We start from the raw sequence: 16972 nt of genomic DNA on the forward strand, positions 1-16972 counted from the left end.
CGGCGCTCACGCCTTCTGCGGCAGCTGGATTGCCTTGTATTCGAGGAATTCTTCCAGCCCGTAGACGCCGTTCTCGCGGCCGAGGCCGGACTGGCGGAAGCCGCCGAAAGGCGCACGCGGATTCCACGGCGCGCCGTTGATGTCGATCTGGCCGCTGCGGATGCGCCGCGCGACCGCCAGCGCATGGTCGTCGCTGCCCGCCCACACGCCGCCACCCAGGCCGTAGATCGAATCGTTCGCCAGGGCGATCGCGTCTTCGTCGCCGTCGTGCGGCAGGATCACCAGCACCGGGCCGAAGATTTCTTCCTGCGCGACGGTGGCATTGCGGTCCTCGACGACGAGCACGGTCGGCGCGACGAAGAAACCGCTGCCTGCAGGTGCCGCGTCGGGGCCGCCGGCGACGAGCTTCGCGCCCTCGGCGATGCCGCGGCGAATGTAGCCGACCACGCGCTCGCGCTGCACGTCGGAAACGAGCGGGCCGAGCTTGCTGTCTTCCGCGAAGGCCGGTCCGACCTTGAACGATGCCGCCGCCGCAGCCGCGAGTTCGGCGGCCTGCGCGAGCTTCGCGCGCGGCACCAGCATGCGCGTGTGCGCCGAGCAGGTCTGGCCGGAGTTCAGCAGGCAGTTCGACACCGTGCCCTTCACCGCGGCGGCGAGATCGGCGTCGTCGAGGATCACCGCGGCCGACTTGCCGCCGAGTTCCAGCGCGACCTTCTTCACCGTCGCCGCGGCGAGTTCGGCGACACGGCGGCCGGCGCGCGTCGAGCCGGTGAAGGACACCATGTCGACGCGCGGATCGGACGCGAGGACTTCGCCGACGACCGGGCCATAGCCGGTGACGAGGTTGAACACGCCCGGGGGCAGGCCTGCCTCGGCGATGACGTCGGCGAGGATGAAGGCGTTGATCGGCGCGACTTCGGAGGGTTTCAGCACGACCGTGCAGCCGGCCGCGAGCGCCGGGGCGACTTTCAGCGAGATCTGGTTGAGGGGGAAGTTCCACGGCGTGATCGCGCCGACGACGCCAATCGGCTCGCGCACAACGAGCGAGTTGCCGACGCGCTCTTCCCACTGGAACTCGCGCGCGAGCTTCGCGTAGTGCTTCCAGCTGCCGACCGGCCCGGCGACCTGGAAGCGCCCCGCCATCTTCAACGGCATGCCGACTTCGTGGGCGATCGCGGCGGCGAGCTCGTCGCGGCGCGCTTCCAGTCCGGCGGCGATGCGCTCTATATATATGGCGCGTTCGGCCGCGGACAGGCGCGACCACGCATCGAAGGCGACATGGGCCGCGGCGATGGCGGCTTCGGCGTCGGCGGGGGCACCCTCGGGGATGCGGGCGTAGACCGAGGCGTCGCTCGGGTCGATCACGTCGATGAGGCCGGAACCGGCCGGGGCGACCCAGCGGCCGCCGATGTAGAGTTTGTCGCGCAGGATGGTCATGGGGCTGTCCTGATGGAAAGGGTACCCGCCGATTCTAGCCCCGATCGATTCGGGTACCGATTGCCGCATAGGCCGTCGTTGCCATGCGGCGGAAGGCGCTGCGCTTTTCCGCCCTACGCCAGGCCGTACTTGCGGATCTTGTCGTGCAGGGTGGTCTTAGCGATCTGCAGCGCCTCGCTGCTGCGCGCGAGGTTGCCGTTCTGCCGGCGCAGCTCCGCGGCGATCAGCGAGCGCTCGAAGTTCTCGACCGCTTCGGCCAGCGACGCCCCGCGCGCTTCGGGCGACGGCGTCGAGCCGAAGTCGCGGCTCAGGCCCAACACCAGGCATTCGGCTGCGTTGCGCAGTTCGCGCACGTTGCCGGGCCAGTCGTGCGCCATCAGCTGCTGCATCTGGTCGCGCGCGACCTCGGGGATGGCGCGCTGGTGCACTTGCGCGGCGTGCAGCATGAAGTGTTCGAGCAACAGCGGAATGTCCTCGCGACGTTCGCGCAGTGGCGGCAGTTCGACGCGCGCGACGTTGAGGCGGTAGTACAGGTCGGCGCGGAATTTCTGGCGGTCGGCGAGTTCGCGCAGGTCTTCCTTGGTCGCGGCGACGACGCGGCACGCGACCGGGATCAGCGCGTTGGAGCCGAGGCGCTCGACCATCCTCTCCTGCAGCACGCGCAGGAGCTTGATCTGCACCGCCATCGGCATCGACTCGACCTCGTCGAGGAAGAGCGTGCCGCCGTTGGCATGCTCGATCTTGCCGATGCGGCGCTTCTGCGCGCCGGTGAAGGCGCCGGCCTCGTGACCGAATAGCTCGCTGTCGATGAGGCTGTCGGGCAGGCCGCCGCAGTTGAGCGCGACGTAGTTTGCCGCGTGGCGGCTGCTGAGGTCGTGCAGGCAGCGCGCGACCATCTCCTTGCCGGTGCCGGTCTCGCCCACGATCAGCACATCGACGCTGGTGCCGGCAAGCTCCAGCAGCAGACGCCGGACCTTCTCGATCTGCGGCGAGCGCCCGATCAGGCGGCCTTCGATCGCGTCGCGGTGAACGAGGCGACGCCGCAGGCTCTCGACTTCCATCGTCAGCGCGCGCTTTTCCAACGCGCGGCGCACGACCTCCACGAGGTGCTCGGGCGAGAAGGGCTTGGGGATGAAGTCGTAGGCGCCGCTCCTCATCGCCTCGACGGCAAGCGTCACGTCGCCGTGGCCGGTGATCATGATGACCGGCAGCGCCGCATCCTGTGCGATCAGCGCGCGCAGCAGCTGCATGCCGTCCATGCCCGGCAGGCGCATGTCGGTAACGACGACGCCGGGGAAATCCGGGCCGACGAGGCGCTGCCCCGCTTCGGCCGAGGCGACCGCCTGCACCGGGATACCGGCGAGCTGCATCGCCTGCTCGCAGCCGAGCCGCACGTTCGGGTCGTCCTCGACGATGAGGACCTGCAGCGCCTGGCGCTGATTCGGTGGGGACGCGAGGGTGGGAGTCATGCCTGTTGTTCTCCGGCCGTCGGCAGGTCGAGCGTGAAGACGGCACCGCCGTCGGGATGGTTGGCCGCGGCCAGGTCGCCGCCGAAGTCGCGGACGATGTCCTGCGAGATCGCGAGGCCCAGCCCGAGGCCGACGCCGACCGGCTTGGTGGTGAAGAAGGGCTCGAAGACGTGCGCAATCGCATCTTCCGACAGGCCGGGTCCGCTGTCGATGACGCGCACGAGGAGCCGACCGGATGGCACTGCCTCGGCCTCCAGGCGCAGCGTGCGCACCGGACTCTCGCTCATCGCGTCGACCGCGTTGCCGATCAGGTTCACGAGCACCTGTTCGAGACGGTTCTGGTCGCACCATGCGAGCGCCCTGCCCGGCTCGCAGCGGTTGTCGACCGCGACGCCGGCGCGGCGCAGCTTCTGGTCGAGCAGGAACAGCGCATTGCGCAGCGCGTGCGCGACGTCGACGGACGCGGGCCGCGCGGGCGACTTGCGCGCGTACGTCTTGAGCGGGTCGATGATCTCGCCCATGCGATCGACCAGCGTCGCCATGATTTCCAGGTTGCCCTGCGCAGTCGCGAGGTCGCCGCGGCGCATGAACTCGATCGCGTTTCCGCCGAGGGTGCGCAGCGCGCCCAGCGGCTGGGTGAGCTCGTGCGTGATGCCGGTCGCGAGCTGGCCCAGCACGGCAAGCTTGGCTGCCTGCACGAGTTCGTCCTGCGCCGCGCGCAAGGTCTGCTCGGCGCGCTCGCGCTCGGCGACCTCGGCGCGCAGGCGCTCGTTGGCGGCGGTCAGGTCGGCGGTGCGCAGGCCGACCTTCTGCTCCAGTTCAGCGTTCGCCTTCTGCAGCAGGGCCTGCGCTTCGGCGCGGCTCTTCAGCGTGCGGCGGCGCTGGTGCAGGAAGAGGCCGAGGAGCAACACGCAGCCCGTCGCCGCGGCGCCCAGCGCGGCGTCGGTCAGAGAATCGGCGCGGCGCCCGCGCAGGTCGGCGAAGGTCACGAGCTGCCAGCCGGTGCCCGACAGCAGGCGCGTCTCGACAAGGAAATCGCGTGCCTTCAGGCGGCGCTCGCCGGCGAGCACCGGCGCTTCGGGGAAAGCGACGAGCGTGGCGTCGGCTGGGCCCGTTGTGCCGAGCGCGACCGGGAACGGACGGATCACGTTGTCGGCAAAGCGGCGCGTCGCACCGATCTCGGCGGCGACTTCGCCGCTCAGCGGGCGCAGCGCGGTGTATTTCCAGTCCGGCACCGATGCGACGATCACCACGCCGTTCGCGTCGGCAAGCAGCACCGGCTCGTTGCGCGGCATCCAGCGGCGTTCGAGTTCTGCAAGGCCGATCTTCACGACCGCCACACCGACGACGCGCCAGTCCTGGCCTTCGTCGCGGATCGGCTGGGCGAAGAAGTAGCCCGCTTCGTTGCGCGTCTCGTCGATCGCGTAGTAGCGGTCCGGCGCGCCGCGCACGGCGGCCTGGAAATAGGAGCGCAGCTTCTGGTTCTGGCCGAGCAGGTTGTCGGAGTAGATCCAGTCGCTGGATGCGACCACGGTGCCTTCGGTGTCGAGGACGAAGATCGCGAGGCCGCCGAAGAAGCTGTTGAGCCGTTCGAGGTAATGATTCGCCGCCGGCTGCAGCGGCTCAAACTCGTCCTTACCCGCGCGCAGCAGGCGGATAACCTCGCTGCTCAGCGCGACGGCACTGGGCAGATGCTCGTAGCGCGTGACCGAACCATCGACGGCGGTCGCCAGCAGGTCGAGGTCGTGGCGCGCGTCGGCGCGCAGGGCCGCCAGCCCGACACGGGCGCTGAATTGATAGGCCGCGACGCCCGCCAGCAGCATGCAGGCGGCGACCAGGGCAAGGCGGACAGCGACGTGGAGGCGTGGGCGCGGGGGCATCGATGGGGATCGAGGGACTGTGCGGGGATTCTAGTGCAGTCCGCTCGATGAATCGCGGCGGGCGTGGGGCGGAGGCGCTTCAACGCATCCGCCCCACCCTTGCCGTATCAGGGATACAGGCCCCGCACCGCGCGCGCTTCGAGCACGCGACGGCAAGCGACGACGAAGGCTGCGGTACGCAACGTGAGCTTGCGCTCCTCGGCGATGTGCCACACGGCACCGAAGGCCTCGGTCATGATGCGCTCAAGACGGGCGTTGATCTCCGCCTCGGTCCAGAAGAAGCTCGAGAAGTCCTGCACCCACTCGAAATAGCTCACCGTCACGCCGCCCGCGTTGGCGAGCACGTCCGGCACGACCAGCACGTTGCGGTCATGGAGGATCGCGTCGGCTTCCGGCGTCGTCGGGCCGTTGGCGCCCTCGACGATCATCCTGGCGCGGATGCGCGGCGCGTTCGCGGCCGTGATCTGCCCTTCGACGGCCGCCGGCACGAGGATCTCGCAGTCGAGCTCCCAGAAATCCGCCGGGGCAATCTCGGTCGCGCCAGGATAGTCGGTGAGTTTGCCGCCCTCGGCGAGATGCTTGCGCAGCTGGTACGGGTCGATGCCCGCGGGGTTGTGCAAGGTCGCGGCGACGTCCTGGATCGCGACGAGCTTCGCGCCGGCGTCGTGGAAGATGCGGGCCGCGGCCTCGCCGACGTTGCCGAAGCCCTGCACGGCGATGCGCGCCCCGGTAACCGGTAGACCGATCTTCTCGGCGGCCGCGCGGGCGCTCACGAACACGCCGCGGCCCGTCGCATCATGCCGACCGAGGCTGCCGCCGAGCGCGATCGGCTTGCCGGTGACGACGCCGGTCGCGGTGCGGCCCTGGTTCATCGAGTAGGTGTCCATCATCCACGCCATCACCTGCTCGTTGGTGTTCACGTCGGGCGCGGGAATGTCCTTGTCCGGCCCGAGCAGGATGTTGATCTCGCTGGTGTAGCGGCGCGTCAGGCGCTCGAGCTCGGCCCGCGACATCGGCTTGGGATCGACGCGGATGCCGCCCTTGGCGCCGCCGTAGGGCACGTTCACCACTGCGTTCTTGATCGTCATCCACGCCGACAGCGCCATCACTTCCGAGAGCGTCACGTCCGGATGGAAGCGCACGCCGCCCTTGCCGGGGCCGCGCGACACGTTGTGCTGCACGCGGTAGCCCTCGTAGTGCGCGATCTCGCCGTTGTCGAGGCGGATCGGCACGTCGACGACGAGGATGCGCTTCGGGCGGCGCAGGGTCTCGATCCACGGACGCAGCGGCGCATCGATATAGGGGGCGACCGCCTCGATCTGGCTGAGGTAGGTCTCCCACGGGCCGAGGTGGTCGGCGGACAGGTAGGACGGAAGGTTCTCGTGATGCATGCTGTCTCCGGTGTTTATGGTCTTTGGCGTGGGTGCTGCGGAAAATCAGTGCTGCAGGATCTTCGCGAGAAACTGCTGCGCGCGCTCCGAGCGCGGGTTGGCGAAGAAGGCTTCCTTGCTGTCGTCCTCGACGATCTTGCCGTGGTCCATGAAGATCACGCGGTGCGCGACGCGCTTGGCGAAGCCCATCTCGTGCGTGACGCACATCATCGTCATGCCCTCCTGCGCCAGCTCGGTCATGACGTCGAGGACCTCGTTGATCATCTCGGGGTCGAGCGCCGAGGTCGGCTCGTCGAAGAGCATGCAGATCGGGTCCATCGCGAGCGCGCGGGCGATCGCGACGCGCTGCTGCTGGCCGCCGGACAGTTGCCCGGGGAACTTGTGCGCGTGCGCCTTGAGGCCGACGCGGTCGAGGAAGTAGATGCCCTTCTCCGCGGCCTCGTCCTTGTCGCGCTTCAGGACCTTGATCTGCGCGAGGCTCAGGTTGTCGCGGATCGTCATGTGCGGGAACAGCTCGAAGTGCTGGAACACCATGCCGACGTGGGCGCGCAGCTTCGAGAGGTTGGTCTTGGCCGCACCGACCGAGGTGCCATTCACGTGGATGTCGCCCTGCTGGAACGGCTCCAGCCCGTTCACGCACTTGATGAGGGTGGACTTGCCGGAACCCGAGGGACCGCAGACGACGACCACCTCGCCCTTGTTCACGTGGGTGGAGCAGTCGGTGAGGACCTGGAAATTGCCGTAATGCTTGCTGACCTTGTCGATGGTGATCATGACGATGCCTTTTCGCTGAGGTGTGTATCGGGAACGCAGACGCCGCGGGCTCAGGCGGTCTGCAGACGTTTCTGGTAGTGGCGCACGGCTTGCGAGGCGGCGAAGCACAGCACGAAGTAGACGGCGCCGGCGAAGAGCACCAGCTCCACGAGCCGCCCGTCGCGGTCGCCGACCTTGTAGGCCGCGCCGAAGAAGTCGGCGAGCGCCGACACATAGACCAGCGAGGTGTCCTGGAACAGGATGATTGCCTGCGTCAGCAGCAGCGGCACCATGTTGCGGAAGGCCTGCGGCAGCACGACGTGCAGCATCGCCTGCGGGTAGCTCATGCCCAACGCGTGGGCGGCGGCGAGCTGGCCCTTGGGCACGGACTGGATGCCGGCGCGGATGATCTCGGCGTAGTAGGCCGACTCGAACAGCGCGAAGCCGATCATCGCGGAGGCGAGGCGCACGTCGGAGCCCGGCGGCAGGCCGAGGAAGCTCTCGAGGAACTTCGGCACGATCAGGAAGAACCACAGCAGCACCATCACCAGCGGGATCGCGCGGAAGAGGTTCACATAGGCCGCGGCGGCCCACGCCAGCGGCTTGATCGACGACAGGCGCGCCATCGCCAGCAGCGTGCCCCACACGATGCCGGAGACGATCGCCAGCGCCGTGATCTCGAGCGACACCATCAGGCCCTGGCCGAGGAAGGTCAGCGAGCCGGGGATCGACGACCAGTCGAATTCGTAGGAACCGAACATTTCACTTGCCTCCGAGGTAACCGGGGACGCGCACGAGGACTTCCACCTTGCGCATCAGGAGCATCACGACGACGTTGATCATCAGGTAGGCCACCGTCACCGCGACGAAGGACTCGTAGGGCTGCGCGGTGTAATCGACCAGCTGGCGCCCCTGTGCGGCGAGCTCGAGGAGCCCGATCGTCGAGCACACCGCCGAGTTCTTGAAGACGTTGAGGAATTCGGACGTCAGCGGCGGCACGACGAGGCGGAAGGCCATCGGCAGCATCACGTGGCGGTAGGTCTGCGGCAGCGTGAGGCCCAGCGCGAGTCCGGCGTTCTTCTGCCCGTGCGGCAGCGCGTTGATGCCCGAGCGCACCTGTTCCGCGACCCGCGCGCTGGTGAAGAAGCCCAGGCACACCATCGCGGCGACGAACTGCTGCGCGATCGGGTTCAGCGCCTTGAAGGCGTCGCCGGCTGCCGTGGGCAGCATTTCCGGCAGCACGAAATACCAGAAGAACAGCTGCACCAGCAGCGGGATGTTGCGGAACATCTCGACATAGGCCGTCGCCACGCCGGAGAGCCCGCGATGCGGCACCGTGCGCAGCACGCCGACGACTGCACCCAGCAGCAGCGCGATCACCCAGGCCGACAGCGACAGCAACAGCGTCGTCTGCAGACCGGCGATCATCCAGTCGAGGTAGGTGCCGTCATTGACGGCGCTGGGGAGCAGAAACACGCCCCAATTCCATTGGTATTCCATGCAAGACTCCAGAAACGTCGGAGAAAAAGGCCCCTGCGGCTGCGGCGGGCGCAGCCGTCCCCTGCCCCCGGCGCGCGCAGCGCCGGCGGTACGGGATGCTTCAGGGGCGGGAGCCCGGAACGAGCGTTCCGGGCGTTCGGCTCAAGCCGGGTTTAGTACTCCCAGAAGATGCGCTGCAATTCCTTACTGTCCTGCGTCCGGGTCAGAGCGACCGCGGCGAGGATGCGCGCCTTCTGCGGGTTGAGGTCGTGGGCGACGACCCAGTCGTACTTGTCGTCGGGCTGTTCGGCGTTGCGCAGCACGAAGCCGCCGCCGGTCACGCGCGCCGAGCGGATCACCTGCACGCCCTTGGCGCGCAGTTCCTGCAGCACCGGCACGATGTGCTTCGCGACCGAACCGTTGCCGGTGCCGGCGTGGATCACCGCCTTCACGCCGGCCTTGTCGAAGGCGCGGTAGGCGGCGTCGCTCATATTGCCGTAGCCGTAGGCGACCTCGACCGGGGCGAGCTTCTCGATCGTGTCGATGTCGAACTCGGAGTTGGTCGTATGGCGCTTCACCGGGGCACGGAACCAGTAGTTCTTGCCCTCGACGACCATGCCCAGCGCGCCCCACGGGCTCTTGAAGGCCTCGGTGCGGATGTTGATCGCCTTCGTGACGTCGCGACCGCTCTGGATCTCGTCGTTCATCGTCACCAGCACGCCCTTGCCGCGCGCGTCCTTGGCTGCCGCGACGGCGACCGCGTCATACAGGTTGAGCATGCCGTCGGCCGACAGCGCCGAACCCGGGCGCATCGATCCGACGACGACAACCGGCTTCTCGCTGCGCACGACGAGGTTCAGGAAGAAGGCCGTCTCCTCCAGCGTGTCGGTGCCGTGCGTGATCACGATGCCGTCGACGTCGTCCTGCTTCGCCAGCGCCGAGACGCGCTTGCCCAGCGTCATCAGCTGCTCGTTGGTGAAGCTCTCCGAGGCGATCTGGAACACCTGCTCGCCGCGCACGTCGGCGAGGTTGGCCAGTTCCGGCACGCCGGCGATGAGCTTGTCGACCGGCACCTTGGCAGCCTGGTAGGTCGCGCTGTTGGCGGCGGTGGCCCCCGCTCCGGCGATCGTGCCGCCGGTGGCGAGGATGACGACTTTGCTCTTGGCATCGGCGAAAGCGGTGCTGCTGGACAGCGCCAGCGCGGCGATCAGCGCCAGCGTGCGGCCGGCGGTCCAGCCCTTGTGGTTGCGAACCTGCATCTCGAGTCTCCTGAAGCGGCCCCATTCCGGGGCCTTTTGTATTTTTGAGGTGGGGTCGGGGTCCGGGCGATTACTCGAAGGGGCGGTCGTTCGGCGCCTTGAAGAGCGTCTTCATCGCGTCCGAGATCGGGAAGCCGAGGTTGATGTTCTTCGGCGGGATCGCCGCGAGGAACCATTTGTTATAGATCGCCTCGGCCTCGCCGGAGGTCATCGTCTTCGCGATCGCGGCATCGACCACCTTCTTGAAGGCCGGATCGTCCTTGGCCATCATGCAGCCGTAGGCTTCATACGATTGCGGCGTGCCGGTGATGGTCCAGTCGGCCGGACGCTTGGCCTTCGCGAGTTCGCCGTAGAGCAGCGCGTCGTCCATCATGAAGGCCACCGCGCGGCCGGTTTCCAGCGTCAGGAAGGATTCGCCATGATCCTTCGCGCTGATGATGTTCATGCCGAGCTTCTTTTCCTCGTTCATCCTGCGCAGCAGGCGCTCCGAGGTCGTGCCGGCGGTCGTCACGACGTTCTTGCCCGCGAGTTGCTCGAAGTCCTGCACGCCGGACGCCTTCTTCGTCATCAGGCGCGTGCCGACGACGAAGATGGTGTTCGAGAAGGCGACCTGCTTGGCGCGCTCGGAGTTGTTGGTGGTCGAACCGCACTCGATCGACACGGTGCCGTTCTGCACGAGGGGAATGCGGTTCTGCGAGGTCACCGGCATCATGCGCACCTGCAGGGTCGGCATCTTCAACTCGGCTTTGATCGCCTCGACGACCTTCAGCATCATCTCCTGCGAGTAGCCCACCACCTGCTGGTTCTGGTCGTAGTACGAGAACGGGATCGAGGACTCGCGGTGGCCCAGCGTGATGCTGCCGGTGTCCTTGATCTTCTGCAGCGTATTGGCCTGCGCGACGGCGGGCACGAGGGCAACGGCGCCGGCGGTGATCAGGGCGGCGAGGGTGGCATTGAGGGGCTTGCGCGGCAGCATCATGTCTCCTTTGGTATGACGGGATAAATAATCCCGATGACCATATCCATTGCAGACGCCGTGCCAGCTTTTTTGCTGCGCTGCGCAAGGCGCGCAGCCCTTGAAATCCGCGAAGTGCCGGTAGCCACGTTGTGCGGCGTCGTTCGGAAATCCGAACCAAGCCCCTTCGGAGCGTTCGGTTTTCCGAACACTCGCCCGCGTTCGACGACGCCTTCCGCTGAACGTCCCCGCGCTCCCCTGCGCCGCACGCCCCGGCGTCATCCCTCTCGCCGCCAGATTGTGCGGGATCCCACAACCATGAGACCGTGAACCGATTGCCGAGGCTTCGGGGAGCCAGCCATTACGCTCGTGACCGCCCTCTTTATTTTCGCCGGTGCCGCAGCCGTACTCGTCACGGCGCGCGCCGCCGTGCATCACGCGATAGGCGCGAGCCTCGCCGCGCCGCGCATCCGCGAGACCGAAACACCCGCTGCCCGTGGCCTCGCCTTCGAGACGGTGCGCATCCCGACGGCGAACGACAGGCAGCTTCACGCCTGGCTGATCCCTGCCGCGACGGCAGGCCGCGCACCCGCCGTCGTGATCGTGCACGGTTGGGGCGGCAACGCGCAGATGATGCTGCCGCTGGCCGCCCCGCTGCATCGCGCCGGCTTCGCCACGCTGCTCATCGATTCACGTTGCCACGGACTCTCGGACGCCGACAGCTTCGCCTCGCTGCCGCGCTTCGCCGAAGACGCGAGCCACGCCTGCGACTGGCTCGCCGGTCGCGCGGAGATCGACCCGCGGCGCATCGCGCTGCTGGGCCACTCCGTCGGCGCCGGTGCGGTGCTTCTCGCCGCCGCACGCCGCGGCGACATTGCGGCAGTCGTCAGCGTCGCCGCCTTCGCACACCCGCAGGAGATGATGGGCCGCTGGCTCGCCGGCAGGCGCCTGCCGGCGATCGTGACGCGCTACATCCTCCGCCACGTGGAGCGCACCATCGCGCACCGGTTCGACGACATTGCCCCGCTGCGCAGCATCGCCCGCCTGAACTGCCCCGTGCTGCTGGTGCACGGCGAACAGGATACGGTCGTCCCCCCGGCCGACGCCCATCGCATCCACGCCGCCGCGCGCCCGGGCACGGTCGAGCTCCTGACCCTGCCCGGCGATCACGAATCCTTCGTCGACCTGGAACGCGAGATCGCGGGTGTCGTGGCCTTCCTTCAGCGCGCCGGGCTGCAGGTGAGTTCGCGGAAGGCAGCGACGAGTCAGGGGTGACGCTCGAGCGCCATCGACACGCCCACGGCCGCATCCACGAAAGCGGCTCCGTTCAACAGGATGCAACGTCCATCTGCTAAGCCTCCGGGTCGTTCTTCCTCGCCCCGCTCGCGTCGATGATCGCGACGTGCTCGTCCATCGCCGGCAAGATGCGATCGCGCGGGCCCCGGCCACAACTGCGACGAGATCACGCTCGACGAAGCCGTCCTGATCGAGCCCCCCCGCTAAACGGCGCGCCCGGCACGTGCCGACGCCGGGCCATGCATTGTCACGGCCCGCGGACGGCGCGCGGATTCCCCCCGGGGTGAGCGCCGACGAACAGGTGGCCGAGCCACGCGGCAAACAGCAGCAGGGCAAGCTTGATCATGAGCCATCCGGCACTTTCCTGCTGATCGACGAGGTAGCTGTTGCACAACCGCTGCGGCGCGGCGATGTACAGCCAGCCGAGCACGGCCAGCATGCTGATGAAGTTGGTCCACACGAATCCGCGGCCGATGGTGCCGAGCCTGCGCCACGCGAGCGCCAGCGGCAGGCCGACGAGGGTCGGGAGACTGACGAACTTCGCCACCTCGACGAGCGGATGCGCGAGCGCGTCGTCGAGCGCACGCGGCAGCATCCACCAGCTCGACGCAAAGATCGCCACCACGACCAGCGGTATCGGGCCGCCGGCGATGGCGAGGAGCCGCTCCTGGTGGTGCGCCGCGAGCAGGCGACAGGCGGCGAAGCCAATCGCGGCGAGAAGTGGAATCTGCACCAGCATGTGGCCGCTCATCGTCGCTTCGAGCCAGACCCGTACGGGCGTGGCGGCGAGCAACAGGTACAGCGCGCCGAGAACGCCGAAGCCGATACGGCCGCGATTGGGCGCGATGGCAGTCACAGTGCCTCCACGAGCTTCGCGACAAATTGCAGCGGCGCATCGAGATCGCTGATCTCGACGAGCCGGCCGTCGCGGCCGACGAGGTGGATCGCGGCGTTGTGCTCGAAGCCGCCGAAGCGGTCGGCGATGACGACGACACCGAACGCCTCCAGCAGCGCCCGCAGCTGCGCCGCATCGCGCACCCGCGCGAGCCGCCAGTGCTCGCCGTCGGCGCCATGGGCGATGCCGTAGTCCTTGAGACTCGGGGAATCGTCGCGCTCGGGGTCGAAGCTGATACTCAGCAACGCGACATCGCGCCCAAGGGCTTCGGCCGGCACACGGTCGCGAATCTGCCGGAACGCCATGCCGAGGCTGTTGCAGATCGTGGTGCAGCGGGTGTAGATGAACTCCACCGCGAGCAGGCGTCCGCGGTAGTCGTCGAGGCCGAAGACGCGGCCGTCCTGGTCTTCGAGGACGGCCGCGGGCAAGGGGCGCGGCGCGCGCAGGATGTCCGCCCGGCGCGCGGTCTCCGCAGTGAAGGCGGTGAAGCCGTCGGTGCCCCACCAGAAGGCACCGCTGCCGAGGACGGTCACCAGCGCCGTGACGGCGACGCTGCGCGCGACGCTACTCATGTGCCGGGACTCATGCGGTGGCGGCGCGTGCGACCGGAGCGCGCTGGTAGTCGTGCCGCGCCAGCCCGATGCGGGAGAAGAAGCGGACGATGAACAGCAGCGACGAGGCGATCACCAGCATCGCAAACACCGCCCCGACGCGGTCGTACGGCACCCATTCGGGGAGATGGGCGGCGTAGCGGCGGGCGACGCTTTCCTTGCCGGAATACAGGAAGCTCAGCGTGAAGCCGAGCACCGACGAGGTGAAGAGCCAGAACGCGATGCGGTCGATCAGCCGATCGTCGGCCTCGTGGTCGGGCTTGCCGAGGTAGTACATGAAGCCGAACACCATCGTCACCATGCCGAGCAGCAGGTAGGTGTGGAAATGGCCCGGCACCCACAGCGTGTTGTGCATCACGTAGTTGACCGTGATCGTGCCGTCGATGAAGGCCGGCATCGCGCCCGCGGCCCAGCCGAACAGCGACAGGAACAGCAGCTTCGACGCCATGTCCCAGCGGATGCCCGAGCGATAGACGATCATCAGCGCGCCGTAGCCGGTGACGACCAGGATAGGCACGGTGTTGAGGTAGCCGATGATGTGGCCCATCACCAGCATCCATTTCGGGAACGCGAAGTCCATCAGCAGGTGGTGCGGGAAGATGAACATCACCATCAGCGTCGAGGCGGTCCACGATGCGAGGAACACCTTGTTCGACTTCCACGGCCGCTGCGTGTAGCGCGGCAGGATTTCGTAGACCGCAATCACCGCCATGTAGATCGTTGCGTTGATGAAGATGTGGCCGAAGAAATAGATCATGCCCTTCGCCAGCAGCGGATCGATGTCGAATCCCGGCACGTTGAGGTTCACCAGCATCATGGTCAGGATGCTGGCGCCGACGACCAGACCGATGACATTGACGACCGTGACCATCGCGCTGGCGACGACCGTCGGCGGCGGCGCCTTGCCGTCGTCGTGGCCGAAGAGCTGCGGCCAGCCCAGCGCGCGGGCGAAGTTGCCGTAGCGCGCGACGATCGCGCGGGCGATGTCCAGATGCAGCAGCAGGAATCCCACGCCGATGACGAGCAGCCCACCCATGAATAGCGCCGCCGCCCCGGGGCTCCACATACCCATCGACTTGCCCGGCAGCGGGAACAGGAAAGTCCACGCGCCATGGAAGTGTCCGATCAGCACGCTGCCGAGGATCATCACAACGCCGGCAAGGAACAGCACGAGGTTGGCGATGAAGATGCGCGACGACAGGTCGACGTACTGGCGCAGGAAGTGCCACATCACCGACGCGCCGGCGATCGCGGCGATGCCGACCATGCCGGCGCCGTGCAGCGTCATCAGTTCGTAGAAGCGGTCCGCTCCGATCGAGATCCACTGCGCCTGCTCCAGCCGCATCAGCAGGCCGAAGACCATCATCAGCAGCAGCACTGCGGCGGAGGTCGCGAGATAGGCCAGCACGCCGGCCTTTGCCCCGTGATCCGGGGTGTGTTCGTAGGTGTAGGTCGCCACGTTCATGTCCTCCGTTACTGCGCGACGACCCGGATCTCGGTCATCATGTTGTGGTGGGCGACGCCGCAGTACTCCATGCACAGGACCTTGTAGGTTCCGGCCTCGGTGAAGGTGTGACGCAGCGTATTCGTGTAGCCCGGCATCGCCTGCGTCTGCGCGATCAGATGCAGATTGGCGTCGTAGATGCCGAAGCCGTGATTGACGTCCGCGCTGGTCACGCGGAACTCGACCGGCTGGCCCGCGGCGACGTGATCCCGGCTCAGTTCCCAGCGCCACTGGTAACCGGTCGCCTCGACCACCTGCACCGCTCCCGAACCGGTGCGTGCGCGTGCCGCGTCGTAAGGCAGATCCAGCAGCGTGTAGAGCATGGCCGGACCGAAGACCAGAACCAGCCCCCAGAACAGCCGCGTACGCAGGCGATAGGCGCTCTGCTGCAGCGGTGCGTAGTCTTCCTGGCGCCGGCCGGAATTGATGGCGACAAAGGCAAAGCCGAACGCGACGAGCGTCATCAGCACTAGCGATAATTGCCAAGCGATTGGTTGCACGGTGGATTCTCCTGTCATGCGATCGTCTTCGGGACGGAACGTCCCCCGTGCATTCACATAGCCAGCACCGTGCCACCTTCTACAAACGATTGATCCCAATCATTTTTCCCAGCGGCGATCGCTGTTGAAATGTGGTCGCCAGCACAACTGAACGTTCACGTTGAACGTTCAGTCTGAACGGAAGGAGGATTTCGATGCCGAGTCTGGCGACCTTGAGAGTGTTTCTCGACAGCCTCGAAGAAGGCGTGCTGTTTCTGGATGCCACGCGCCGCGTGCTCGAGATGAATAGCGCCGCCGCGCGGATGATCGGGCGCGACAATCCGCGCGTGGTCGATGCACTGTGCCCGACCTTGTTCCCGGGCACGGAGTGTGCCCGCGCCTGCGAAGCGCGCGGACAATGTTCGCTGACCCCGGCGACGGGCGAGGACGACAAGATCCAGGACATCGTGATCCGCTCGCCGACAGGCATCGACATCCCGCTGCGCATGTGGGCGATGCTGTTGCCGCCGAACGAATCCGGGCTGTACTGCGCGATCATCCTGCGTGACCGCTCGCGCGAGCTGGAACTGGAGGCCGAGGTGCGCGACCGCTGGCAGCTCGGCGGGCTCACCGGCCGCAGCCGTGCGATGCAGGACTTCTACCAGAAGGCGCTGCGCGTCGCGGCGAGCGAAGCGAACGTGCTGATCACCGGCGAAAGCGGCGTCGGCAAGGAGTTGGTCGCCCGTGCGCTGCACGACAATTCGCCGCGCGCGAAAGGCCCGTACGTGGCCGTGCATTGCGCTTCGCTGCCCGAGAACCTGCAGGAATCCGAACTCTTCGGTCACGCGAAAGGCTCGTTTTCCGGCGCCACCGGCGCGCGCATCGGCCGTTTCGAGGCGGCCAACGGCGGCACGCTGCTGCTCGACGAAATCGGCGAAATTTCTCCCGCGACGCAGACCCGGCTGCTGCGCGTGCTGCAGGAACGAGAGATCGTGCGTGTGGGCGAGAATCATCCGCGCAAGGTGGATGTACGCGTCGTCGCGGCGACGCACCGCGATCTGGCTGCGATGGTCGGCCGCGGCGAGTTTCGCGAGGATCTCTATTACCGCCTGCACGTCCTGCCGCTGCACGTGCCGGCGTTACGCGAGCGCCGGGAAGACATCGCACTGCTCGCGAGCCAGTTGCTCGGCGAGCTGAGCGGACGCTACCACCGGCCCGAGCTGCGGCTGTCGCCGGAGGCAATCGTGGCGATGGAGTCCTACGCCTGGCCCGGGAATGTGCGGCAACTGTTCAACGCGCTGGAATATGCGGTCGTAAACTCGGATGGCGCGACGATTCTGCCGCGGCACCTGTTGCCCGACGTGGCGGCGCGGGCCGGATCGCCCCCCGCCGCGCCCCCGCCCTTGCCGCTGACGCGCTACTACGCGACACCACTGACGCCGGACGAAGAGCACACGCAGATCCGCCGCATGCTCGACGCGTGCGGCGGAAACAAGGCCGAGGCCGCTCGTCGCCTCGGCATGTCGCGCACGACCTTGTGGAAACGGCTCAACCGCGCCTGAGC

The 16972-nt window shown here is 67.5% G+C and carries 15 protein-coding genes; 2 read left to right on the forward strand and 13 right to left on the reverse strand.

The features are described from left to right. Nucleotides 1–6: 6 nt before the first annotated feature. From AzCIB_RS16940 to AzCIB_RS16980, 9 genes are all read right to left on the reverse strand, one after another. A complete protein-coding gene (locus AzCIB_RS16940) occupies nt 7–1437 on the reverse strand; it encodes an aldehyde dehydrogenase family protein (protein ID WP_050416952.1) in 1431 nt (476 codons plus the stop codon). 113 nt (nt 1438–1550) lie between these two features. After that, a complete protein-coding gene (locus AzCIB_RS16945) occupies nt 1551–2906 on the reverse strand; it encodes a sigma-54-dependent transcriptional regulator (RefSeq protein ID WP_050416953.1) in 1356 nt (451 codons plus the stop codon). After that, nucleotides 2903–4786: a sensor histidine kinase gene (locus tag AzCIB_RS16950; RefSeq protein WP_232299253.1), complete on the reverse strand. Its 1884-nt coding sequence runs from the start codon at nt 4784–4786 to the stop codon at nt 2903–2905. Before AzCIB_RS16950 ends, AzCIB_RS16945 begins: the two co-directional genes overlap by 4 nt. Before the next feature lie 107 nt (nt 4787–4893). Further along, nucleotides 4894–6177, reverse strand: coding sequence for a Glu/Leu/Phe/Val family dehydrogenase (locus AzCIB_RS16955; protein WP_050416954.1), 1284 nt, complete (start codon nt 6175–6177; stop codon nt 4894–4896). Between the two features lie 45 nt (nt 6178–6222). Continuing rightward, nucleotides 6223–6951, reverse strand: coding sequence for an amino acid ABC transporter ATP-binding protein (locus AzCIB_RS16960; protein WP_050416955.1), 729 nt, complete (start codon nt 6949–6951; stop codon nt 6223–6225). A 50-nt stretch (nt 6952–7001) separates the two neighbouring features. Then, the gene (gltK, locus tag AzCIB_RS16965) at nt 7002–7691 is read right to left on the reverse strand and encodes a glutamate/aspartate ABC transporter permease GltK (RefSeq protein WP_050416956.1); all 690 of its coding nucleotides are present in this window, start codon (nt 7689–7691) and stop codon (nt 7002–7004) included. Nucleotide 7692: 1 nt separating this feature from the next. Next, nucleotides 7693–8430: an amino acid ABC transporter permease gene (locus AzCIB_RS16970; RefSeq protein ID WP_050416957.1), complete on the reverse strand. Its 738-nt coding sequence runs from the start codon at nt 8428–8430 to the stop codon at nt 7693–7695. Between the two features lie 152 nt (nt 8431–8582). Continuing rightward, a complete protein-coding gene (locus tag AzCIB_RS16975) occupies nt 8583–9668 on the reverse strand; it encodes a type II asparaginase (RefSeq protein ID WP_050416958.1) in 1086 nt (361 codons plus the stop codon). Nucleotides 9669–9738: 70 nt separating this feature from the next. Further along, a complete protein-coding gene (locus tag AzCIB_RS16980; protein WP_083447047.1) occupies nt 9739–10647 on the reverse strand; it encodes a glutamate/aspartate ABC transporter substrate-binding protein in 909 nt (302 codons plus the stop codon). A 345-nt stretch (nt 10648–10992) separates the two neighbouring features. On the opposite strand from AzCIB_RS16980, the gene AzCIB_RS16985 reads away from it, so the two are divergent. Next, on the forward strand, nt 10993–11898 hold the full coding sequence (locus tag AzCIB_RS16985; RefSeq protein WP_502685639.1) for an alpha/beta hydrolase: 906 nt from the start codon (nt 10993–10995) through the stop codon (nt 11896–11898). A 268-nt stretch (nt 11899–12166) separates the two neighbouring features. On the opposite strand, the gene AzCIB_RS16990 is transcribed toward AzCIB_RS16985, so the two are convergent. Genes AzCIB_RS16990 through AzCIB_RS17005 form a run of 4 tightly spaced genes read right to left on the reverse strand, consistent with a single transcriptional unit; the run spans nt 12167 to nt 15429 of the window. Further along, complete coding sequence (locus tag AzCIB_RS16990; RefSeq protein WP_050416960.1) at nt 12167–12775, reverse strand: hypothetical protein; 609 nt, start codon at nt 12773–12775, stop codon at nt 12167–12169. Next, entirely contained in the window at nt 12772–13386 is a 615-nt protein-coding gene (locus tag AzCIB_RS16995) for an SCO family protein (RefSeq protein WP_050416961.1), read from the reverse strand. The genes AzCIB_RS16990 and AzCIB_RS16995 overlap by 4 nt, the downstream gene beginning before the upstream one ends. A 10-nt stretch (nt 13387–13396) precedes the next feature. Further along, a complete protein-coding gene (locus AzCIB_RS17000; protein WP_050416962.1) occupies nt 13397–14890 on the reverse strand; it encodes a cbb3-type cytochrome c oxidase subunit I in 1494 nt (497 codons plus the stop codon). A gap of 8 nt (nt 14891–14898) precedes the next feature. Next, nucleotides 14899–15429, reverse strand: coding sequence for a cupredoxin domain-containing protein (locus AzCIB_RS17005; RefSeq protein ID WP_198149551.1), 531 nt, complete (start codon nt 15427–15429; stop codon nt 14899–14901). 194 nt (nt 15430–15623) lie between these two features. Between AzCIB_RS17005 and AzCIB_RS17010 the strand changes: the two genes are divergently transcribed. After that, a complete protein-coding gene (locus AzCIB_RS17010; RefSeq protein ID WP_050416964.1) occupies nt 15624–16970 on the forward strand; it encodes a sigma-54 interaction domain-containing protein in 1347 nt (448 codons plus the stop codon). Nucleotides 16971–16972 lie beyond the last annotated feature (2 nt).

It is taken from the genome of Azoarcus sp. CIB (assembly GCF_001190925.1).
Taxonomy (GTDB): domain Bacteria; phylum Pseudomonadota; class Gammaproteobacteria; order Burkholderiales; family Rhodocyclaceae; genus Aromatoleum.